General features: G+C 57.9%; 18 protein-coding genes. 4 read left to right on the forward strand and 14 right to left on the reverse strand.

Features of this window, described 5'->3' with window-relative positions; translation table 11 throughout:
• From ABLQ08_RS24460 to ABLQ08_RS24470, 3 genes are all read left to right on the forward strand, one after another.
• Window positions 1–547: thioesterase family protein (locus ABLQ08_RS24460; RefSeq protein ID WP_352947691.1), on the forward strand; the 547-nt coding region annotated here is incomplete at its 5' end.
• Between the two features lie 10 nt (window positions 548–557).
• Window positions 558–3,026: a CoA transferase gene (locus ABLQ08_RS24465; protein WP_352947693.1), complete on the forward strand. Its 2,469-nt coding sequence runs from the start codon at window positions 558–560 to the stop codon at window positions 3,024–3,026.
• 65 nt (window positions 3,027–3,091) lie between these two features.
• Complete coding sequence (locus tag ABLQ08_RS24470; protein WP_352947697.1) at window positions 3,092–4,783, forward strand: BCCT family transporter; 1,692 nt, start codon at window positions 3,092–3,094, stop codon at window positions 4,781–4,783.
• Window positions 4,784–4,853: 70 nt separating this feature from the next.
• On the opposite strand, the gene ABLQ08_RS24475 is transcribed toward ABLQ08_RS24470, so the two are convergent.
• The 11 genes from ABLQ08_RS24475 to ABLQ08_RS24525 form a co-directional block, all read right to left on the reverse strand.
• Window positions 4,854–5,462 carry an HAD family hydrolase gene (locus ABLQ08_RS24475; protein WP_352947700.1) on the reverse strand — a complete coding sequence of 203 codons (609 nt, stop codon included), beginning with the start codon at window positions 5,460–5,462 and terminating at the stop codon, window positions 4,854–4,856.
• A 137-nt stretch (window positions 5,463–5,599) separates the two neighbouring features.
• The gene (locus tag ABLQ08_RS24480; RefSeq protein ID WP_352947702.1) at window positions 5,600–6,610 is read right to left on the reverse strand and encodes a LacI family DNA-binding transcriptional regulator; all 1,011 of its coding nucleotides are present in this window, start codon (window positions 6,608–6,610) and stop codon (window positions 5,600–5,602) included.
• A gap of 2 nt (window positions 6,611–6,612) precedes the next feature.
• Window positions 6,613–7,776, reverse strand: coding sequence for a dihydrodipicolinate synthase family protein (locus ABLQ08_RS24485; protein WP_352947705.1), 1,164 nt, complete (start codon window positions 7,774–7,776; stop codon window positions 6,613–6,615).
• Between the two features lie 32 nt (window positions 7,777–7,808).
• Complete coding sequence (locus ABLQ08_RS24490; RefSeq protein ID WP_352947708.1) at window positions 7,809–8,123, reverse strand: Dabb family protein; 315 nt, start codon at window positions 8,121–8,123, stop codon at window positions 7,809–7,811.
• Window positions 8,120–9,712, reverse strand: a complete 1,593-nt coding sequence (locus tag ABLQ08_RS24495) for a GMC family oxidoreductase (protein WP_352947711.1) — start codon at window positions 9,710–9,712, stop codon at window positions 8,120–8,122. The genes ABLQ08_RS24490 and ABLQ08_RS24495 overlap by 4 nt, the downstream gene beginning before the upstream one ends.
• A 19-nt stretch (window positions 9,713–9,731) precedes the next feature.
• Window positions 9,732–10,490 carry a 3-ketoacyl-ACP reductase gene (locus ABLQ08_RS24500; RefSeq protein WP_352947714.1) on the reverse strand — a complete coding sequence of 253 codons (759 nt, stop codon included), beginning with the start codon at window positions 10,488–10,490 and terminating at the stop codon, window positions 9,732–9,734.
• Window positions 10,487–11,971, reverse strand: coding sequence for a GMC family oxidoreductase (locus tag ABLQ08_RS24505; protein WP_352947717.1), 1,485 nt, complete (start codon window positions 11,969–11,971; stop codon window positions 10,487–10,489). The genes ABLQ08_RS24500 and ABLQ08_RS24505 overlap by 4 nt, the downstream gene beginning before the upstream one ends.
• Window positions 11,972–11,974: 3 nt before the next feature.
• Complete coding sequence (locus ABLQ08_RS24510) at window positions 11,975–13,084, reverse strand: ABC transporter ATP-binding protein (protein WP_352947720.1); 1,110 nt, start codon at window positions 13,082–13,084, stop codon at window positions 11,975–11,977.
• 4 nt (window positions 13,085–13,088) lie between these two features.
• Window positions 13,089–13,982 (reverse strand): carbohydrate ABC transporter permease, encoded by an 894-nt coding sequence (locus ABLQ08_RS24515; protein WP_352948345.1) that lies wholly within the window; start codon window positions 13,980–13,982, stop codon window positions 13,089–13,091.
• Between the two features lie 26 nt (window positions 13,983–14,008).
• Window positions 14,009–14,914: a carbohydrate ABC transporter permease gene (locus ABLQ08_RS24520; RefSeq protein ID WP_352947722.1), complete on the reverse strand. Its 906-nt coding sequence runs from the start codon at window positions 14,912–14,914 to the stop codon at window positions 14,009–14,011.
• Window positions 14,915–15,054: 140 nt separating this feature from the next.
• Complete coding sequence (locus ABLQ08_RS24525) at window positions 15,055–16,299, reverse strand: ABC transporter substrate-binding protein (protein WP_417714947.1); 1,245 nt, start codon at window positions 16,297–16,299, stop codon at window positions 15,055–15,057.
• A 274-nt stretch (window positions 16,300–16,573) separates the two neighbouring features.
• Here ABLQ08_RS24525 and ABLQ08_RS24530 point away from each other — a divergent pair, with 274 nt between their 5' ends.
• The gene (locus ABLQ08_RS24530; protein ID WP_352947725.1) at window positions 16,574–17,623 is read left to right on the forward strand and encodes a LacI family transcriptional regulator; all 1,050 of its coding nucleotides are present in this window, start codon (window positions 16,574–16,576) and stop codon (window positions 17,621–17,623) included.
• Between the two features lie 8 nt (window positions 17,624–17,631).
• Here the strand turns inward: ABLQ08_RS24530 and ABLQ08_RS24535 are convergent, their stop codons facing one another.
• From ABLQ08_RS24535 to ABLQ08_RS24545, 3 genes are read right to left on the reverse strand one after another with little or no spacing between them, the layout of a single operon-like run.
• On the reverse strand, window positions 17,632–19,152 hold the full coding sequence (locus ABLQ08_RS24535) for an aldehyde dehydrogenase family protein (RefSeq protein WP_417714948.1): 1,521 nt from the start codon (window positions 19,150–19,152) through the stop codon (window positions 17,632–17,634).
• A 2-nt stretch (window positions 19,153–19,154) separates the two neighbouring features.
• Entirely contained in the window at window positions 19,155–19,922 is a 768-nt protein-coding gene (locus ABLQ08_RS24540; RefSeq protein WP_352947731.1) for an enoyl-CoA hydratase/isomerase family protein, read from the reverse strand.
• Window positions 19,919–21,493, reverse strand: a complete 1,575-nt coding sequence (locus tag ABLQ08_RS24545) for an acyl CoA:acetate/3-ketoacid CoA transferase (protein WP_352947734.1) — start codon at window positions 21,491–21,493, stop codon at window positions 19,919–19,921. The genes ABLQ08_RS24540 and ABLQ08_RS24545 overlap by 4 nt, the downstream gene beginning before the upstream one ends.
• Window positions 21,494–21,496: the final 3 nt, after the last annotated feature.

Consider the following 21,496-nt stretch of genomic DNA (forward strand, 5'->3'; position numbering starts at 1 on the left):
CGGCAGTGGAGCCGGCGGGGTGATCAACCGGCATGAGGCCGGTCTGAGCGTTGAAGCCGACCCGGAGCTTCCGGTGACGGGGGACCGGCAGGTTCCGCAAAGCTGGACGGATTACAATGGCCACATGAACGAGGCCCACTATCTGGAGGCGGCGGCGGCGGCGACGGACCGGTTCATGGAGCTGATCGGCGCTGATGGCGACTATGTTGCCTCCGGCAGAAGCTACTTCACGGTCGAGAACCACATCCGGTATCTGGACGAGCTGCATGCGGGCGAGCGGTTGACGATCACGACGCAGGTGCTGAAGGGAGAAGGCAAGAAGATGCAGCTCTTCCACTTCCTGAAAGGTGCCGGGGGGCAGGTGGCGGCCACGGTCGAGACGCTGCTGCTGCATGTGGATCTGAAGACCCGCTCCAGCTCGCTGCCGGGCCAGGAGGTTGCCGACAGGCTTGCCGCCTTCGCAAACGACCACGCGCGCCTCGCCATGCCCGACGGCGCAGGACGATATGTCGGGCAAAAAGCCGTCACGCAAGTTGCGGCAGAGTGAGAGCTTAAGCGTGACATCAAACCGCCCTTTGTCGCATATTCGCGTCCTTGACTTCGGACAGTATCTCGCAGGTCCACTGGTCGGCATGATGCTTGCCGACATGGGCGCGGAGGTAATCCGGATCGATCCTCCAGGCGGACCTCGCCTGTCGTCTCCTGCAGCCGACATGCTGTCCCGAGGCAAGACTTTTCTGGAGCTCGACCTGAAGACCCCCCTGGGACAACGGACTGCCGTTGAGCTTGTCAAGCGCGCCGACGTGATGATCGAGAATTTCCGCCCGGGTGTGATGGATCGCCTCGGTCTCGGCTGGGAAGCACTCCAGCAGGTGAACGATCAACTCGTTTACTGTTCCCTGCCGGGATTTGCCTCCGAAGATCCGGAATTTGCCCATCTTCCGGCCTGGGAGGCGGTCATTGCCGCTTGCACCGGCCAATTCACCGACATGGGCCTCAACCGTCGGCTGATGGGGATCAATCCATCATTCACGCCACTGGCGCTTGCTTCCGCCTATGGGGCCTCTTTCGGTGCCATGTCCGTGCTGTTTGCGCTTCAGGCGCGCGCACAAAATGGCGGCGAACACATAGAAGTCCCCCTCGCCTCGGCCCTGCTTGAAGGCCTGGTCTATAATTGCGAGCAGATCGAGGATTACCCGGAAAGATACAAGTCCCCGCGTGAAGTCGAACTCGACCGCCGTGCCGCGCAAGACCTGCCGATGGATCTGGACTATTCGGAACTCTCCGAGTTCCTCGATCCCTTTTACAGAACCTATACCTGTGCGGACGGTCGCGGCTTTTATGTGGTGTCCGGAAGCGTCAAGTCTCACCCCAGGCGGGTTCTTGAAGTGCTGGGTCTTTCGGATCTGCTCAAGGACCTTCCGGATTTCAGCGCCTATCTGGATACCAAGGACTGGCCTGCGGACTGGAGCCTGCGCAACTATCCGGTCGGCGCGAAAGACCGCCAGCGTCTTTCTACAGCGATGAAGAAGGCCTTCCTGACGCGCCCGGCCAGCGAATGGGAAGATCTTTTCGGTGCAGCCAAAGCCCCGGCGACAGCGCAACGTTTCACCAGAGAGTGGATGGCCGATACCCATGCGCTGGCCTCCGGTCTCGTCCTTGAAGTCGATGACCCGCAGCATGGCCGGATGCGCCAGATGGGAAATGTCGCATGGCTGACGGCAGACACGCACGCAGTTCAAAAGCAAGCTGCCCGGGCAGCTGACCTGGATCGGTTGATACACGAGCCATTTCGAACGGGTACGAGCGCGACAAACGGCTCTGCCTGGCTGGACGGCCTGAAGGTGCTTGACCTGACCAACGTGATTGCAGGCCCGACCATTGGCTCGACGCTCGCCCGCTTCGGTGCTGACGTCACTCTGGTTCAGCCGGTCGAACCCTCGGTTGACCCCTGGAACACCGTTGTCTTCGGCATCCACGCGCAACGCGGAAAGAAGAGCATTCTTCTGGACCTTTCCTCAGCCGACGGACAAGAAGCGCTTGAAAAGCTGATCGCAGAAACTGACGTCATCACCATGAACGGAACGGATCAGCAGCGCGACCGTCTTGGTCTGTCTCCGGATCAGCTGGAGGCGATCAATCCGCGCCTGATCCTGGTTCAGCTCGATGCTTTCGGCGGGCCTGAGCGCGGTCCCAAATCCGATCATCTGGGCTATGACGATCTTGCACAGGCGGCAACCGGGGTCATGGTGCGCTTCGGCGGGGGAATGGAAACCCCGGAAGAACATGCGCATTTCGGTACAATCGACGTGCTCACCGGCTTTTGCGCCTGTGTGGCCCTCGGCGGCGCTCTCTTGCGTCTTCAGGAAACCGGTAAGGGCGGTGTTGCCCGCGCTTCGCTTGCAGCGGCCGGGAACCTGATCCAGGCGCAGTTCATGTACGATTTTGAAGGTCGTGAGCCATTTGATGAGCCCTCCGGACGCGACAGGCTCGGTTGGGGGCCTTTCTATCATTGCTATGAAGCCTTGGACGGCTGGTTCTTTTTCGCAGCACCGCGCGAGCGGCAAGCGCTGCTGTCCCGGGTTCCTGAACTCGCTGACCTGGCAGGTCTCCCCGAAGGTCATCTTCAGAAAGCGCTTGCACAGCGATTTGCGACCCGATCTGTGGCGCACTGGCAGCAGGCCATCGGCACGGGAGCGTCCACCGCAGTTCGACTTGCATCGCTGCATGAGACGCGCGACGCGGCGCTTCAGCATGAAAGCCGGGGGGACATCGATCTCAAGCGATCGACCTTCCGCGTCATCCGGCATGACAGACATCCAATGGGGCGCTGGTGCGATCTCGTCGCACCCAATGCGGTGCGTCCGAAGAACGGCAAAATCATCATTCCGGACCCAATGCCGAAATACGGCGAACACACAAGAGAAATCCTGCAGCGGATCGGCTTCGACCCGGAACGGATCGAGAAAATGGTGGCGGACGGTTCGGCCGGACTGCAGTGGTCGGAGAAATACTTGCCCGAGTAAAGCCGGCTTCGGCACCCGGCAGACAATGCACGTAACAAGGCGGGCATGAAGAAGTGGAGGAGAAAATGTCTGAAAATCACCCCAACGGTCACCTTGTGGCCAAGTCCGGTTTCTTTACCGGACTGCATCCCGGCATGGGTCTCGCCGCCAAGGCGATGATTGCCGCATTTGTTATCTTCACGGTGCTGAATGTGGACTTTGCGGGCAAGGTCTACGGCGCGTTGCGCAGCTGGATCGAAAGCGGACTGAGCTGGTATTACATCTCTGTTCTCGCCGCGATCATGTTCTTCTGCTTCTATCTGATGTTTTCCAAATGGGGCAGCCTGCGCCTCGGTGACGATGACAGCCGCCCGGAATTCAGCAACTTTTCCTGGTTTGCAATGCTGTTTTCAGCTGGTATCGGCATCGGGATCCTGTTTTTCGGCGTGGCCGAACCGATTTTCTATTTCGACAACTCAGGAGCTTTCGGCTATCCGAACAATCCCCATGCCGAGCTGAACGGCCATTCGGACATGAACATGCAGCGGGCGATAGACGCCATGCGGGTGACCTATTTCCACTGGGGCTTCCACGGTTGGGCGCTCTATGTGATCGTCGGTCTTTGCCTTGCCTATTTCGGCTTCCGCAAGAAACTGCCGCTGACCATACGTTCCTCGCTCTACCCGCTGATCGGTGATCGCATTTACGGCCCGCTCGGTCATACCGTCGACCTGCTGGCCGTGTTCGGCTCGGTCTTCGGGATTGCAACCTCGCTCGGACTTGGCAGCAGCCAGATCGCGACCGGCCTGAATGTGCTGTTCGGCATTGATCCGGGCGTCACGACGCAGGTGGTCCTGATCATTCTGGTCTCGATCATCGCCACGCTGTCGACGGTTTCCGGTGTCGGCAAGGGTATCCGCATCATATCGGAGTGGAACATCTGGCTGTCGATCCTGCTCCTGGCGACTTTTGTTGTTGTCGGTCCGTTCAAGTGGCTGATGGGTTTCTACATCACCACGCTCGGCGACTACATCTGGAACTTCATTCCGATGGGCTTCTGGACCGCAAGCACGGATGAGAACATCGCCTGGCAGGGTGGCTGGACCATCTTCTACTGGGGCTGGTGGATTGCATGGGCACCCATGGTCGGTATGTTCATCGCGCGAATCTCGCGCGGCCGGACGATCCGCGAATTCATGCTCGGCGTGTTCTTCGTTCCGACCGCGATCGCATTCTTCTGGCTGTGCATGTTTGGCGGCAATGCCATCTGGCAGGAGTTGAACTCCGCGGCCGGACCGGGCATCGAGGGTGGCGCAGGCATCATCGAGCTGGTGCGCGCCTGGAACCTCCCTGCTGCTCTTTACGGCACAATCGGCAATCTGGGCACAACATCCTGGATGGGTGACATGGGCTGGCTGACCTGGCCGCTGTCCGCACTTGCGACGTTGCTTCTGGTTTCCTGGTTCGTCACTTCGGCGGACTCCGGAACCCTTGTGATCACTACCATGCTTTCCATGGGTGACGATCATCCGCCGAAGAAGTTCCGTATCATATGGGGCATGGGAATCGGAGCCGTCGCAATGGTTCTGTTGCTTGCCGGCGGATTGAAAGCGCTTCAGACGGCATCGATTGCCGCGGCGTTCCCGATCTCCTTCGTGCTTCTGGCGATGACCTGGGGGCTCTACAAATCGCTGAAGGAAGATCCTTCCGCATCGCCGATTGAAGCTGCTGCAGTCGCACCTGACGGCACCAAGATCGGCCAGGAATTGCATGCCTGATCACGTCTGACCGGAGCATCATTCAGCGTAGACAGGCGGCCGGCTCAGCTGGCCGCCTGAGTTTTTCGGGTCAAAGCGCAACAGCGTTCTGTTTCGTCATCTCGTTCACGTCGACAACCTGCATTCCTGCATTCTGCGCAGCCTCAATGCCTTGAGGGCTGTCCTCGAAGACCAGGCAAGCATCAGGGTCTACACCCAATCGCCGGGCAGCTTCCAGAAACAGATCCGGGGCCGGTTTTGGATGCGCGACGTCTTCCACCGTGACGATGGCATCGAAGAGATCGAGAAGGTTGGTCGCCTCTAGGGAGGGCCTTACAGCAGTCACAGGTCCACCGGACGCAACCGCGATAGGTTTTTGCCCCTTGTGCCTGCGGGCAATATCGCAAACGGCAGAAATTTCCTGGACGTTGTCGATATTCCTTTGAAGAAACGATCGGCTGTCAGCAACCATCCTCTCGCGATCCAAAACTACGCCAAAGTCATTTTCAAAGGCCTCCATGAGCACCTGTTCGGACAGCCCTGCCCTTTCCAGGTACCACTCGGGACGCATATCGGCACCGGCATTGCTGAAAGCCTCCTGCCAGGCTTTCGCATAGAGCGCCGGCGTGTCGACCAGTGTACCGTCGCAATCGAAAATAAGGGCTTCTGCCTTTGAAATCAGAGTTTCCAGATCTTTCATCTCAATAACTCTCAAAGAAGATCGCGCGTGGGTCTTTCGCGCTGGTTGGTGTCAGTCCGGCAGCTGCAACAATCATGCAGCCTTCCGGTTATCTAGAGCGTTGCTAGGAACGAATACGACGAGAGCAGCATCTGCTTTCATTCAAATCCGAGGCTCGATTGCCGCTCGATCAGCGCAACATCGTAGCGCTTCTCGTCTGGAGGTCGCTTGCCTTCCACAATCCAGGCCAACATCGCTTCTGCGGCGTTCTTGCCGAACAATGCCGTGTCGCAGCGAATGGAACTGAGGCGGGGATAAACGAGAGAACTTTCCTCGATGTCGTCAAAGCCGACAATTCTGAAATCCTTGCCGACCTGAATCCCGGCCTCCGCAAATCCGCTGAGCATGCCGAGCGCAACCAGATCGCTGAAGCAGATGGCCGCTTCAATATCCTTGTGCCGCTCCACGATCTCCAGCGCAATTTCGCGGCCATACATGCGAGACGGACGGCCATGGAAGGTCCTCGACGAAAGATCGTTCGATGCCATGACCCGGCTGTAGCCCGACATTCGTTCAAGCGTGATCGGCCTGTCCTCCAGGCCACCGACAAAGGCTATCTTCCGGCACCCAAGACCGATCAGATGGTCACTGGCGAGTTCACCTCCAGCTGCATAATTGTGCGAAGCAAAGGGAAAGAGATCGGTTCGCTCATCCTGCTGGCGCAGCACCTGCATCGTCGGAATGCCCGCTCGCTGGATGCGGTCGAACGCGCCGTCATCCGAAGTATAGGCGGGCGAGACGACGAACGCGGAAACACCATGCTCAATCATGGAGTCGATCACCTGCGCCTGAATGCCGGCATCTTCATCGGTATTGGCAATGACCGTTGAATATCCCTTGCTGGCAAACGTCATCTGGGCACTCGCCGCGAACTCGGTGAAGAACGGGTTGCGCAGGTCGTTGATGATCAGACCGATCAGACCGGACGCGGCGCCGCGCAAACCAGCTGCAGAGCGGTTATAGACATAACCGAGCTCTTCCATGGATCTGGTGACGTCTTCCCGGGTCGTTTCCTTGACCAACGTTGAATTCTGCAAAACGAGCGACACCGTCGACTTGGAGACGCCTGCGTGTTTTGCAACATCCAGAATTGTTGGCCGTTTCTTCATCGCTATCCGATACCGTGCAGTTTCAACAACAATGTCATCCGTTCAACGGCGACATCCGGCTTTGACAACAAACGCGCCTTGTCTGCAAGGCGGAAGACTTCCGAATAGTGGGTTATCTCCCGCGAAGACTGAAACCCGCCCGGCATGATGAAGTGACTTTGAGCACCGTTCAGCCATGCAAGGAAAGCAATCCCAGCCTTGTAAAACCGCGTCGGCGCCTTGAAGATTTCACGGCTGAGCGGGACCGTCGGTGCAAAAAGGGCATGATAGGTGTCGTGATCCCCTTCCGAGAGCGCTTCCAGAGCCTGGCTCGCAACCGGAGCAATGGCCGCAAACGCGCCGAGCAATGCATGGGAATAGTGCTTGCCATCCCCTTCGATCAGGTCGGCATAGTTGAAGTCGTCCCCGGTATAAAGCCGCACGCCTTCCGGCAAACGTGCCCGGAACTGCTCTTCATAAGCCTGATCCAGAAGTGAAATCTTGATGCCGTCAACCTTGTCCTTGTGTTCTTCGATGATCGCCAAAACCGCATCTGACGCCGCGCCAACATCCTGCGATCCCCAGTAGCCCGTCAGAGCGGGGTCGAACATGTCACCGAGCCAGTGCAGGATGACCGGCGCTGCGGCCTGCCTCAGCAGCTTGCGATAGACCTCGGCATAGTCTTCCGGTCCGGCATTGATTGACGGGAAAGCGCGCGAAGCCATGATGATGACCTGACCACCCGCGGCCTCGATCGCCTCCATCTGCTCCGTATAAGCAGCCAGAATGTCCTCGTTGGTCTTGAGATCGGAAAGCTCTTTCTGATCGGTTCCCGCACCACAGGCAACGCGCGGTTTCAACGGATGGGCCTTGGCTTCGCGCATGGTTCGTTCGATCAGTTCCTTTGCCGTTGGCCAATCGACGCCCATCATCCGTTGGGCCGTGTCCATGGCCTCGGCCAGTCCGAGGCCCTGATCCCAGAGCCAATGCCTGAAACGCAAGGTGTTGTCCCAGTCAACGGCAGGCGATCCGACCCATGGGTCGCGTTCTGCGATAGGGTCGGAGACAACATGCGCCGCCGCAAAGGCCGTTCGTGTCAAAGGAACACGCGGTGCCCGCGGTATCAGTGCGTCGCCGGTCAGGGAATATTCTTCCAGACGGTTGTCATAGGTCGGCAGGGTCAGCATCGACTACTCCAGAAATCAGAAATGACGCACATTCAAGACGTGACGGGAATGTCCAGGACGAGGATGCCGTCCAGACCGCCGACAGCGTTGGCGACAAGTTTGGCGCCAAGAGCCTTGTGATCAGGGTGGTTCTGGTAGGTTTCCAAAGCTTCCCAGCTTTCGAAATCCGCGACAAAGCCGTGCATGTAACCGCGTTCGATCTTTTCAGGGCTTTCGCTCCGCCCGGCCGTAATGCTCAAGATGCCCGGCACTTCAGACCTGATGGCATGCAGCTCCTGAAACAATTCACCGATCTTTTCTTCGCTAACGCCGGTCTGGAACTTGATAAGGACGATGTGACGGATCATGACTGAGCCCCGTGGTCTTGGCGGATCATGTCGGCGGCTTTTTCGCCGATCATGATGGCCGCTGCGTTGGTATTGGAAGACACGACCGTCGGCATGACCGAAGCATCGACCACCCGGAGACGCTCTACCCCGTTGAACCGTAGACGCGGGTCAACAACGGCTTCCTTGTCAGATCCCATGCGGCACGTTCCGGCTGGATGATGAGAGGTCTTGGAATGCTCGCAAATGAAGCGGTAATAGTCGTCATCTGTCTTGACGCCCGGGCCAGGCAAACGCTCCGCCTTGATGAACTTCCTGAGCGGTCCCTGGGCAAGGATATCCTGTGTGAGTTTCAAGCCCCGGATGGACATTTCGCGGTCGCGCGGATCATCCAGGTAGTTCGGATCGATCAGTGGCGCGTCATCCGGATTGGCACTTTGCAACCGTACTGTTCCTCGAGAGCGCGGGCGCAAGTAACAGGAATTCAGTGTGACACCACCATCCGGCATCGCGGCCACACCGGATTCAATGCCTGTTCCAAGACCGAGATGAAACTGGAGATCCGGCGACCTTGCTTCAGGGTCGGCGTACCAGAACCCGCCGGTCTCAAACAGGCTGGACGACACCGGCCCACGTCTGGTGAAAAGATACTGAAGTCCCGCTACAACAGACCAGTGTGGCTTAGCGTAACGGTCATAGGTGAAAGGACCATTCACCTCGCAAATGCAATAGAGATCCAGGTGATCCTGAAGGTTCGACCCCACACCTGGCTGATCGTATTCAACAGAAATTCCAAGACTTCTAAGGTGGTCTGCCGGTCCGATCCCGGAGAGCTGCAGCAAACGGGGCGAACCGATTGATCCTGATGATAAAATGACTTCGGTTTCCGCCGTCAAACGCGTCCCGTCGACAAGCTCGACACCTTTGGCGATGCCGTTTTCAACAATGATCCTGCGGACTTGGGCTCCTGTTTTCACATGGAGGTTCGAGCGTCCGCTGTTGGGGGCAAGATATGCCATCGCCGCGGAAGAGCGTCGGGCATTTTTCTGCGTCAGCTGGTAGTAGGCAACACCATCCTGTTTTTCGCCGGTGACGTCCTGATTGCGCGGTATGCCAAGTTCGGCTGCCGCATCGAAGTAGGCTTCGCAAATGGGCAGCGGAGCACAGGGTTGAGAGACACCCAAGGGGCCCCCCTTGCCATGATACCTGTTGTCATACGTGTCGTTGTCTTCGGCCTTTCGGTAGTAGGGCAAGACATCTTCATAGCCCCATCCCTCGCAGCCCATCTGGCGCCACTCGTCGTAGTCCAGCGCATTGCCGCGCGTATAGATCTGGGCATTGATGGCCGAGCCACCACCGATAACTTTCGCCTGAGTGTACCGAAAGACACGGTCCTGCATGTTTTTTTGCGGAACCGTTTGCCAACCCCAGGAGCCGATGCCCTTGGTCATCTTCGCGAAACCGGCGGGCAGATGATAGAACGGATGCCAGTCCTTGCCGCCGGCCTCCAGCAGCAACACCTGAACATTCGGATCTTCAGTCAATCGTGCCGCGACGACCGAACCCGCGCTTCCGCCACCGATGATGATGAAATCGTAGCCTTTTTCCATGATCTTCTCTCAGGGACTTCTAGAGCTGCGGGATCGCGAGACCACCGTCCACATTGATGACGGAACCTGTTGCAAAGGCCATCTGACCTTCTGCAATCGGAACCACTGTCGAACCGATATCGGCGGGATATCCCCATCGAGCCGCCGGAACGAGACCACCCTCAATTCGGGCCGTGTACTTGTCCTGCACACCGGCGGTCATGCCAGTTTCGATGATGCCGGGTCTGATTTCGAATACGCCTATGCCGTGCGGGGCCAAGCGAACCGCGAACAGTTTCGCCATCATCGAAGCTCCCGCCTTGGAGAGGCAGTATTCAGCGCGCTCGATCGAAACCATCTTCGCACTTACCGAGGTCACAAACACGAGAGAGCGGTATGTTTCCTCCGGCATTTTCAGCATGCGCCGCGCGGCTTCCTGCGCCAGAAAGTATGCCCCTTTCAGGTTGATGCCGAAAACAAAGTCGAAATTGTCCGGTTGAAGATCCAGCATGTCGCCACGGACCTTGGCAGGAACCCCGGCATTCGAAACAAACGTGGAAACAGCGCCGAAGCTGTCTGCGATCTGATCGAACAGATTCTTGCAGTTTTCAACGTCCTGCAGATCGTGACTGAAATAGGCCGCATTGCCTCCCAGCAGTTCCAGTGCCTCGCACACTTCCGGTGCATCAGGTTTGACGTTGGCCGCGAGTGCTACTTTGTAGCCCGCTCCGATCAACGCTTCCGCAATGCCCAAGCCGATGCCTCTCTGCCCACCGGTTACAAGCGCAATCCTGCTCATTGCGTCAATTCCTGTCTGATTGTTTCGGCGGCCCTCAGCGCCAGCGCAGCGACGGTGAGGGCCGGATTGACGGCAGCTGAAGTCGGCAGGGCCGCGGCATCCGTGACGAACAGGTTCGGATGGTCCCAGGACCGGCAGTCAGGATCGAGTACAGAAGTCTTCGGGTCGGTTCCCATGCGCACCGTGCCGCACTGGTGGGAAGGCACCCGGCCGTCGAAAAGACGCGACAAGACGATCGGGAAACCGGCCTTTTTCAAGGTTTTCTTCGCCTTTGCCACAAGCTGGTGGTGCGCAGTCATGTTGCTACGACGCCAGATGAGCTGAACTTTCCCGTCCCTCAATTGTATCCGGCTTTCCGGATCAGGCAGATCCTCCGAGATGAGATAGAGATCGAGCGCATGGCCGGAGATCCAGCGGGCAGCCGCCATCGGGAGCCTCGGCACCTGAATTTTCAGGATATCCGGTGTCACACGCCCGAGCAGCTGGATGTTTCCCAAAGGCTTTCCGCCATTGCCATCGGACAAGTACCAATCGTTGATGCCAAAGGTCTTTTGATAGATGGCATCGTTGCGGAAGCGCGGATCAACGGCGATCATTGCCGTGGCATTGTGGTTCATGAAACAGCGGCCGACCTGGTCAGAGCTGTTGGCAACATCCGACTTGAGCAGAAGCGCAGCAGACTGAACGGCTCCAGCGCACAAGGCTACGGCTTTTGGCAGGAGGCGCATTTCAACGCCGTCCTTCACAAAAACCACTTCGTTGATGCGCCCTGATTGCGGTTCAACCTTGAGAGAGGTGACTTCCGCGCCGGTCACGAGGTCCACATTTTCATGTGCGAGAGCTGCTGCCAGACCGCAGGTTTCCGCGTCCATCTTGCCGCATCGAACATCCGGATAACCGTCCCAGCCTGTCTCCCCCGCCGACAGCCAGCGGTCAATATCGACACCGAGCGGCAGGCTGAACGGTTTGACCCCTGCCCCTTCCAGGCGGTGCCGTGCAATCCGGATCGCATCTTCATCCGGCACGGGAGGAAATGGATAAGCCGTTGAATGAGCAGGCTCCGTTGGATCGGAAGAAATGTCACCCCTCACCTTGTAGAGACGTTCTGCGGCATCGTACCAGGGAGCCAACTCCTCATAGGCAAACGGCCAGGCCGGCGACACCCCGCCATGGTGCTGGAGCTCGCCAAAGTCCTCTTTCCGGTATCGGATCAGAACCGCGCCATAAAGCTTGGAATTGCCACCGACATTATAGTAGTTGCCGGGTTCGAACGCCGTTCCGTTTTCATCCAGCCAGGTTTCGCGGGAGCGGAATGCACTGTTGGTGTAAATTCGCCAGGGATCACGGGCCGGAGCATCATCCGGAATCTGGTGCCCGCGCTCAAGAATGGTGATTTGCGCACCGGACGGCGCAAGACCGGCCGCGAGCGTCGCACCGCCCATGCCACTGCCGATTATCACGATGTCCGGCGCATTGCTCATGCCTCAGGCGATCCTGTTTTCGCTCTGGGGATCGAATGCGACGGCCTTTTCCATGTTGAAGGCGAAGGGGAAGACTTCACCCGCATTGACCGAGACGTCTGCACGGAACCTGCCAGTCACATCCTTGCCGCCGATCTGGCTGACAACAAACGTGTCTGATCCGGCAGGTTCTGTGACTTCCACCGGCGCTTCGACCAGATGAACTGCCTGCGAGTTACGATCCGCGCCGTCCCTGTCCGTGATTGCCTCCGGCCGGATACCGAGAATGATGTCCCGGCCGACGCTGGAAGCGAGGGTTTCATTCGCAAACGGAATGGCAGCGGTCTTGCCGTCCGAGAGACTGACCTGCGCAGCTGGCTTGCCGCCCGCATCAACGACTTTCGCCGGGAAGAGATTCATCGAAGGAGAGCCCATGAACCCTGCAACGAACATGTTGGCTGGATTGTCGTAGATCTCCTTCGGCGTGCCGAGCTGCTGAACATAGCCGCCGAACATGACCGCGATCCGGGTGGAGAGCGTCAGCGCCTCGATCTGGTCGTGCGTGACGTAGACAATCGTCGTTCCGAGCTTCTGGTGAAGCTTCTTGATCTCGGTGCGCATGTCGACGCGCAGCTTCGCATCCAGGTTGGACAACGGTTCGTCGAACAGGAACACGTCCGGTTCGCGGACCAGAGCCCGGCCCATGGCAACGCGTTGACGCTGCCCGCCGGAAAGCTGACCGGGTTTGCGGTCAAGAAGATGACTGATCTGAAGAAGATCGGCGACCTGGGCAATGCGTTTTTCACGTTCCGGCTTCGGAATGCCATGCATTTCCATGCCGAAGGAGATGTTGCCGCCTACAGTCATGTTCGGATAAAGCGCATAGGACTGGAACACCATTGCGATGTTGCGGTCCGCGGGCTTGATGCCGTTCATGTTGCGGCCCCGGATCGCGATTTCACCGGTGGTGATGTCCTCAAGGCCCGCGATCATGTTGAGCAAGGTTGATTTGCCGCAACCGGACGGCCCGACCAGCACAAGAAATTCACCCTCTTCGATCGAGATATTGGTCTCGTGAAGGACTTTGACGGAACCGTAGGACTTGGTTGCCTGCTTGATGTCGAGAAAGCCCATGGTCTTATCCTTTTACTGAGCCAGCCATCAGGCCGCGGACGAAGTACCGGCCCGCAATGATGTAGACGAGAAGAGTCGGCAGTGCGGCCATGATCGCACCGGCGAAATGGACGTTGTATTCCTTCACCCCGGTAGACGACTGCACCAGGTTGTTGAGCGCGACAGTCATGGGCTGGCTGTCGAAATCTGAGAAGGAGGCTCCGAACAGGAAGTCGTTCCAGATATTGGTGAACTGCCAGATGACGCAAACCACTGCGATGGGTCCGGAGGAAGGCAACAGAATGCGCCAGAAAATCCGGAAGAATCCGGCTCCATCGATCTGGGCCGCCTTGACCAGTTCGGTCGGGAACGCAGCATAGTAGTTGCGGAAATAGAGCGTCGAAAAACCGATGCCGTAGACAAAGTGCACGAAGATCAGTCCCGGCACCGACCCTGCCAGTCCCATCAGGCCGAGCATGCGCGCCATCGGAATCAGAACCATCTGGAACGGAATGAAGCACCCGAACAGGAGCAACCCGAACAGCACCGTTGCGCCCCGGAAGGTCCACTTGGTCAGAACATAACCGTTGAGCGCACCGACAAGGGTCGAGAAGGCAACGGCGGGAACCACCATGATGATGGAATTGAGGAAGTAGGGACGCAGGCCCGTCGCCTCAACCCCTACCTGAGCGGTCGACCACGCGCTCGACCATGGAGCGATTGTCCATTGCTGCGGCAGAGCCATCATGCCACCGGCCGTGATTTCGGAAAGCGGCTTCAGGGAGTTCACCACCATCACGTAAAGCGGCAGCAGGTAGTAGATACAGAAGAATACCAGCAGCAGATAAAGAATGACGCGGGCGGGCCTGACGGAAAGCGCGGATTTCTTTCGAGCACCCGTCAGCCCGGACGCGGCCATGGTTTCGGTGTTGGGAGTGGTGCTCATCACTTTTTCTCCCTCAGTTCCGACCACAGATACGGGACGATGATGGCGGCGATCGTCATGAGCATGATGACGGCGGAGGCTGCACCGATTCCCATCTGGTTTCTGGTAAAAGTGTAGGAATACATGAAGGTCGCCGGCAGTTCGGTCGACGTGCCCGGGCCGCCTCCGGTCAGCGCGATGACCAGGTCGTAGGACTTGATTGCCATGTGAGCGAGCACCACGAAAGCCGACATGAAGGCTGGGCGCAGTTGCGGGATCACGATCCGGCGATAAAGGGCAAAGGTCGATGCTCCATCGATCTGGGCCGCCTTCAGCATCTCGTTGTCTATGCCGCGAAGCCCGGCGAGGAACATGGCCATGACAAAGCCCGAGGTCTGCCACACTGCCGCGATGACGATCGTGTAGATCGCCATGTTCCGGTCTTTGATCCAGTTGAATTCGAAACTTTTCCAGCCCCAGCCCTGAACTACCGCCTCAAGTCCGATACCCGGATCCAGGAACCATTTCCAGGCAACACCGGTGACGATGAAGCTGAGCGCCATCGGATAAAGATAGACGGTGCGGATAAAGCCTTCCGCACGGATCTTCTGGTCCAGGAGGATTGCCAGAAGCAAACCGAGGACGCAGCAGATCACGATGTAGAGCAATCCGAACACAACAAGGTTTGAAACGGCGGTGTCCCAGGCACGGATGCGGAACAGGTTCTCATAGTTTTGCCAGCCGACCCAACCGAAACTCGGCAGGATCCGGCTGTCGGTAAAAGACAAATAGAGCGTGAACAGGATGAAGCCGTAAACGAAGATCGCAACGATTGCGACCGTCGGGCTCAGCACCAATTTGGGTAAAGCGTCACGCAGTCTGTCAACAACAGAACCACGTGGGTTCGCCGTTTCAGAGTAAGACATTTCAGGTTCCCCGACTTAGAACGTTGTTGGCGATGATGTTGGCATCAATCGCACGCTCTAACTCCGTAAATTGCGAGTGCGGAGCGTATCCGCACTTCGCTTTGAGAGAGCGGTGACGGATCACCGCTCTCCTGCCGTCATCACTTGTTGATCTGAACGGCGGTCACGAGTTCTTCGACAGCTGTTTCGCTGTCATATTCGCCGTTGAAATGCGCTGTGATCACGTCGTACATCGCGTTCTTGATGGCTGCCGGATTTGCGTGGCCATGGGCCATGGAGCCATAAAGGTTGCCGCTATCAGCAGCTTTTTTCAGGTCGGCCATGCCCTTCTTGCCGCAGGCATCGAACGCCTCGTCGGAAACGTCGGTACGTGCCGGAACCGAGCCCTTGACCACGTTGAACGCGGACTGGAAGTTCGGCGACAGAATTGCGGTTGCAAGAGCTGCCTGTTCCTTGCCGACTTCCTTGCCCTGCGCAAACATGGCGAACTGGTCGGCATTGAAGGTCACCTGATCCTGCGTGCCCGGGAAGCGGAAGCAGAGGAAGTCCTGATCCGGCTGCTTGCCGGCATTCAGGAACTCACCCTTCGCCCAATCACCCATCATCTGGAACGCTGCATCGCCGTTGATAACCATGGCGGTTGCCAGGTTCCAGTCACGGCCGGAGAAGTTGTCGTCCACGTATGAACGGATCACGGCCATGCGGTCGAAGGCTTCCTTCATCGTGTCGGAACCGAGTGCTTCCTCGTCCAGATCGATGAATGCCTTCTTGTAGAACTCCGGGCCACCGGTGGACATTGCAACAGCGTCGAAAACGGTGGCGTCCTGCCAGGCCTGACCACCGTGGGCGATAGCGGTCTTGCCGGAGGCTTTCACCTTCTCAAGAGCGGCAACAAACTCGTCCCAGTTGGTCGGAACGGCAATGCCCAACTCGTCAAGAACCGCCTTGTTGGCCCAGACCCAGTTGGTCGAGTGGACGTTCACAGGGGCCGACACCCACTTGCCGTCATGCTTGGCAAAATTCTGCAGGGCTGCAGGAACAACATCGTCCCAGCCTTCGAGACCGGCCTGGATGTTGAGATCTGCAAGAGCGCCTTCCTTGGCCCAATCCAGAATGTCAAAGCCGAGCATCTGGACGGCGGTCGGCGGGTTGCCGGACGTTACGCGGGCACGCAGAACGGTCATGGCCTGAGAGCCGCCACCGCCGGCAACCGGCATATCCTGCCAGCCGATACCCTGTTTCTCGAGATCTTCCTTCAGGACGTTCAGAGCAGCTGCTTCACCGCCTGATGTCCACCAGTGAAGAACTTCAACGTCCTCCGCCTGAACACTTGTGCTGGCTACCATCAGGGCAGCAGCAGCAGTCATCATGGTCAATTTACGCATAGTTTTCCTCCCATAGCGTGCCAGTAATCGTCTCGGGTGCTGGTTTCCAGCAGTCCGGTCAAAACGCAACATCTATTGTAACGTTGCAAACTGGGTTCGTGTCAATGGTTTCAGCAAAATGTTTCGAAATATGTTTTGTTGTTGTTTTACATACTATTATGAGAAAAATAAGCCTTTTGCAGCGCAGCAAGGTTTTTTGTTGTAACGTTTTAAATTCCCGGATTAGACTTGAGCGGTCATCCACGCTACAAGGCTTTTGTCGAGTTGAACGGGCATGTCGCGAAAAAAATTGGAACCCATCGAAGAAAGCACAGCCAAGGCGCCCGCGCGCCCTACCCTTCGCACGGTCGCGGCCGCGGCCGGTGTCGCGGTGACCACGGTTTCCCGTGCGCTGGCCGACGATCCAAGAATTGCCGAAGCCACCAGGAAGCGAATTGCAGAGGTCGCGAACAAACTGGGATATGTTCCCAACCGGGCGGCTCAAAGGCTGCGCACCGGCCGGACAAAAGTCATCAGCCTTCTTCTCAACCCCCGGCACGAGTTTCTCAGCTTCACGTCCGAGTTTCTTGGCGGCATGAGCGAGGAACTTTCCGGAACCGGCTACGCGATCAACATCACCGCTGACAGCCTTGCCGATGATCGGTTGGAAGCGATCCGGCACATTCGCCGGCACTCGCTTGCCGACGCGATTGTCTTTACCCGGACCGAATGTTTCGACGACCGGGTGCGTTATCTGCTTGAACATGACTTTCCATTCGCCACCCACGGTCGGACAGACTTCATGACGCCCCACCCCTATGTCGATTTCGACAACGAGGCCTTTGTGCGAATGGCGGTCGAGCGTCTCGTTCAGAAGGGACGAAAGCACATCTGCATCGTCATGCCGAACGAGCGGTACACGTTCGGACAACATTTGCGCTTCGGCGCACGACAGGCTGCGATCTCGTCTGGCGTGAAGGTCACAATCCCTGAACGCGTCGACCTTGACAGCGAACCGGACGAGATCGCGGCGATGCTGCGTACCCTGCATGCGGGACCGGAAGCACCGGACGGTTACATATGTGTCGGTGAGGTTATGGCATTGATTACGCTTGCCTATCTCAACGACATGGGTCTGACGCCGGGCCGCGAGGTGGATGTGGTTGCGAAGCGTGCGTCGCCAATTTCCAACCACTTCCGCCCGCGAATTGAGACCATCGACGAGGACCTTCGCGCCACCGGAAGAGCCATGGCCAAAGTGCTTCTGGCCCGAATTTCCGGTGCGCCCACCGATGAAATGCAGGTCTTGCTCAAGCCTGAAGGACCGTTCTCGATTTCCCGTTAGGTCGGTCATCACGATACCCAGGGCGCGCGCGTGCGTCCGATGCGCATCGTCACGGTCTTCACTTCGAGAAACTCTTCCAGACCGTATTTGCCGAGTTCACGGCCCTGACCGCTTTCCTTCATGCCGCCGAAAGGCAGTTCAGGGAAACCGTCCATCCAGGTATTGGTCCAGACCGTGCCGGCACGGGCCCGGCGGGCAAATTCAAGACAGGTATGAACGTTGTCGCTCCACACCCCGGCAGATAGACCGTAGTCGGCGTCGTTCACAAGTTCGATCGCCTCATCGAGCGTCTTGAAGGTCAACACCGATAGAACCGGACCGAACACCTCTTCGCGTGCTATCGCCATGTTGCTTTGTACATTGGCGATTACCGTCGGTTGGTAGAACTGTCCGCTAAGGCCCGGCACGTCAAGCGCCTCACCACCAAGACGAATATCCGCGCCCGACTGTTCAGCGTCCCGGACATATCCCTCGATCTTGCCCTGATGATCAGCGGTTATGATCGCGCCAACCTTGGTGGAAGGGTCGAGCGGATCGCCGAAGGGGACTTGGCGAGAGAGGTCAACGGTACGAGCAATTACATCTTCCGCGACATCCTCGTGAACGATGATCCGGGAACCGGAATTGCAGCACTCACCGGCGTTGAAATAGACTCCAAAGACAATCGCATCGATCGCGCTTTCAAGATCCGCATCGGGAAAAACAACCTGCGGATTCTTGCCGCCGAGCTCCAGCGATACTTTCTTCAATGTGCCGGACGCTGCACTGACAATGGCTTTTCCAACCCCTGTCGAGCCGGTAAAGGTCACCATGTCGACCCGCTTGTCCGTGGTCATCGCGGTTCCGACAGGATCTCCATAACCGAGCACGATGTTGACCACGCCTGCCGGCACGCCGGCTTCCATGCACAATTCACCCAGGATAACCGTGGTTGCCGGGGTCATCTCGGATGGCTTGATGACCGCAGTACACCCAGCCGCCAGCGCGAATGGCAACTTCTGAGACACGATCAGGAATGGGAAATTCCAGGGGGTGATCATCGAAACGACCCCGATGGGTTCCTTCAGAACCACACCAAGCATGTCGCTTCCCAGGGAATTGTGGCTGTCGCCATGCATGGTGCGCGCCAGAGAGGCTGCAAAGCGCCACAAGTCGGAAGCACCTTCGATTTCGGCCATGGCCTGGCTGATCGGCTTGCCCGACTCCAGTGTTTCGTGGAACGCAATCCGTTCCCGTTCACGGTCAATCAGATCGGCGATCTTCAACAAAAGCGTCGCACGTTCCTTGCCGCTCGTCCGGGACCACCCCCCTTTGTCGAATGCCTTGCGCGCGGCGAAAACAGCCGCGTCGACATCACGTGGACCGCCTTTGCCGGCAATCGTGACGACTTTGCCATGGGAAGGCGAAACGCGTTCGAAGGTCGCCCCGTCCGCGCTTGCCTGCCACTCGCCATTGATCAGGTGACGGGCTCGGAACGGCTCGGCCGGAAGTTGTGCCTCGCTCAGGGAAACCACGTTCAGTTCGCTCATCGTCATCGTCCAGAAAAATTCGGTTTGCGCTTTTCGCGGAAGGCCGCAACGCCTTCCTTGCGATCTTCAGTCGGACTGATCATGCCGGCCCCAAGAGCCTCGATCATGGCATTTCGATCTTCACCTGCAGCGGCATGGATCATGTATTTGGCTACTTCGATTGCATTGCCGGACGTGCCGGCAACTTGTTCGGCAATCTCGAAAGCGGCCGTTCTTGGATCTTCTGCAATTTCGGCGACAAAACCGGCCGCAAGGGCGCGCTCTGCAGAAATGCGGCGGCCGAACAGCGCCATTTCCTTGACCAAGGGCTCACCCAACAATCGAATCAGTCGCTGTGTACCCGACCATCCCGGTACAATTCCAACAGAGGCTTCCGGCAAGGCCAGGGTCGCAGTCGGCGACATGACGCGGATATCGGTCGTTGCGGCAAACTCGAGGCCGCCGCCAAATGCATGACCGTTTATTGCGGCAATGGTCGGTTTTGAAAGCCGTGCGACACGGTCAAATATTCGATGGCCATCGCGGATCCAGTGCCGCGCGAAATCCCAGGGCTCAAGTTCAGACCAGGCGAGAATGTCGGCCCCGGCGCAAAATGCCTTGCTGTCTTCGGCCGAAATCACAACAGCTCTAACAGAAGCATCCCGCTCCAGCTCCTCGCAATACGGCTCAAGAGCTCTCAGCATCTCGGCTGTAAAGGCGTTGAGTTTCGCCGGATTGTCGAGCCGCAACTCGGCAACGGTGCCATGGCGTATCAGATGCAGCGCGCTCACAAGCTCAACTCCATCGGCACGTCTCGCAGCAACGCTTTCGGCATTTCCTTCAGGTTGTTGGCAAGTCTGACTCGTCCCGCGGAAGCGTCGACAATGTCCCGTCCGGGATCGATACCGGGCATGATTTCAGTGGCGATCAGCCCGCTGTCAGTCAGCTTGATAACGCAGCGCTCGGTGACATAAAGAATGTCCTGCCCCAATTCACGGGCGCGTCGGCCGGAGAATGTCACATGCTCGACTTCATCGACCATCTTCGTGAACTTTCCAGGCGATTTCACAGCCAGAGCATCGTCGGTCAGGTCAAGCTCGGCTCCGGCTTCAAACAAACCGGAAAACACGATCTTGCGTGCATTTGCCGTGATATCGACGAAGCCGCCACAACCGGCAGTCAGGTAAGGTTTCTTGCCGAGCTTGGAGACATTCACGTTTCCTTCCAGGTCAACTTCGAGGAAAGACAGGAAGGAAACATCAAAGCCACCGCCTTGAAAGTACGTGAACTGCTGAGGGGACGGCATATAGGCATCGGCGTTTGACGCGCAACCAAAGGCAAAGCCGGTCAAAGGCATACCACCGGTCGCCCCCTGCTCGATCGCCCAGGTCACCGCTTTTTCCCGCCCGGCCTCAAGCAAGACCCGAGGGACCATCGCCGAAATGCCAAAACCGAGATTGGCTGTCTGACCTTTCACGAGTTCCATGGCCGCGCGGCGCGCAACGACCTTCTCAATACCATGTTCGGCAAGGGAGAAACTGGACCAGGGCCGCATGATTTCACCGGAGATTGCCGGATCGTAGTCGGTTTCCGTGGTCTGACGTTGCTCCGGATCGACAACAATGAGGTCGACCAGATGCCCGGGAATACGCACATCGTGAGGTCGAAGGGAACCGGCAGCTGTGACACGTTTGACCTGTGCAATCACAAGGCCGCCGTGGTTTCGCACTGCAATGGCCTGCTCCAGGCCGCCGAGATATGCGCCTTCATGCTCATAAGTCAGGTTGCCGCTTTCGTCAGCGGTCGTTGCGCGAATGATCGCGACGTCAGGTACGATATTCGGGAAGTGAAGCCAGGTTTCGCCGGCCATTTCAAAGCGGGAAACAATCGGTTTTGCCGATGCCGCGTCATTCATGGCACAGCCTTGCCGAACCGGGTCAACGAACGTATCGAGCCCAACCTTGGTCAGAATACCCGGTCGTCTTGCGGCAACATCCCGGTGCATGTCGAACATGATGCCTGAAGGAACGTTGTAGGCCGCGACCCGGTTGTCCACCAGCATTCGCCAGATCTCCGGCATCGGCATTGAAGACGGCCCGGAGGGATAAGACCCGGCGATGATGGTCGACAAAAGGCCATCCTTCGCGATGTGGTCGATGCCCTTGATCCCATACATGTCTCCGGCAGCAATCGGGTGCAATGTGGTGAGGTTCCTCGGATGCCCTTCGCGGTCGAACCTTTGGCCAATGGCCTCAAGAACCTTGTCCGGACATCCGAGGCCGGAGGAAGAGGAAACTGTCACCACAGCGCCGTCGGCAATTCTTCCCGCAGCCTTTTCCATGGAAACGATCTTGGAAGTCATTTC

The organism is Roseibium sp. SCP14, from assembly GCF_040329475.1.
Classification (GTDB): Bacteria; Pseudomonadota; Alphaproteobacteria; order Rhizobiales; family Stappiaceae; genus Roseibium.

What these genes read in the sequence shown, in the direction of transcription:
- ABLQ08_RS24470 (WP_352947697.1), top strand. Translation starts at nt 3,092, where the DNA reads ATGTCTGAAAATCACCCCAACGGTCACCTTGTGGCCAAGTCCGGTTTC.
- ABLQ08_RS24475 (WP_352947700.1), bottom strand. Translation starts at nt 5,462, where the DNA reads ATGAAAGATCTGGAAACTCTGATTTCAAAGGCAGAAGCCCTTATTTTC.
- ABLQ08_RS24480 (WP_352947702.1), bottom strand. Translation starts at nt 6,610, where the DNA reads ATGAAGAAACGGCCAACAATTCTGGATGTTGCAAAACACGCAGGCGTC.
- ABLQ08_RS24485 (WP_352947705.1), bottom strand. Translation starts at nt 7,776, where the DNA reads ATGCTGACCCTGCCGACCTATGACAACCGTCTGGAAGAATATTCCCTG.
- ABLQ08_RS24490 (WP_352947708.1), bottom strand. Translation starts at nt 8,123, where the DNA reads ATGATCCGTCACATCGTCCTTATCAAGTTCCAGACCGGCGTTAGCGAA.
- ABLQ08_RS24495 (WP_352947711.1), bottom strand. Translation starts at nt 9,712, where the DNA reads ATGGAAAAAGGCTACGATTTCATCATCATCGGTGGCGGAAGCGCGGGT.
- ABLQ08_RS24500 (WP_352947714.1), bottom strand. Translation starts at nt 10,490, where the DNA reads ATGAGCAGGATTGCGCTTGTAACCGGTGGGCAGAGAGGCATCGGCTTG.
- ABLQ08_RS24505 (WP_352947717.1), bottom strand. Translation starts at nt 11,971, where the DNA reads ATGAGCAATGCGCCGGACATCGTGATAATCGGCAGTGGCATGGGCGGT.
- ABLQ08_RS24510 (WP_352947720.1), bottom strand. Translation starts at nt 13,084, where the DNA reads ATGGGCTTTCTCGACATCAAGCAGGCAACCAAGTCCTACGGTTCCGTC.
- ABLQ08_RS24515 (WP_352948345.1), bottom strand. Translation starts at nt 13,982, where the DNA reads ATGGCCGCGTCCGGGCTGACGGGTGCTCGAAAGAAATCCGCGCTTTCC.
- ABLQ08_RS24520 (WP_352947722.1), bottom strand. Translation starts at nt 14,914, where the DNA reads ATGTCTTACTCTGAAACGGCGAACCCACGTGGTTCTGTTGTTGACAGA.
- ABLQ08_RS24525 (WP_417714947.1), bottom strand. Translation starts at nt 16,299, where the DNA reads ATGCGTAAATTGACCATGATGACTGCTGCTGCTGCCCTGATGGTAGCC.
- ABLQ08_RS24530 (WP_352947725.1), top strand. Translation starts at nt 16,574, where the DNA reads ATGTCGCGAAAAAAATTGGAACCCATCGAAGAAAGCACAGCCAAGGCG.
- ABLQ08_RS24535 (WP_417714948.1), bottom strand. Translation starts at nt 19,152, where the DNA reads ATGAGCGAACTGAACGTGGTTTCCCTGAGCGAGGCACAACTTCCGGCC.
- ABLQ08_RS24545 (WP_352947734.1), bottom strand. Translation starts at nt 21,493, where the DNA reads ATGACTTCCAAGATCGTTTCCATGGAAAAGGCTGCGGGAAGAATTGCC.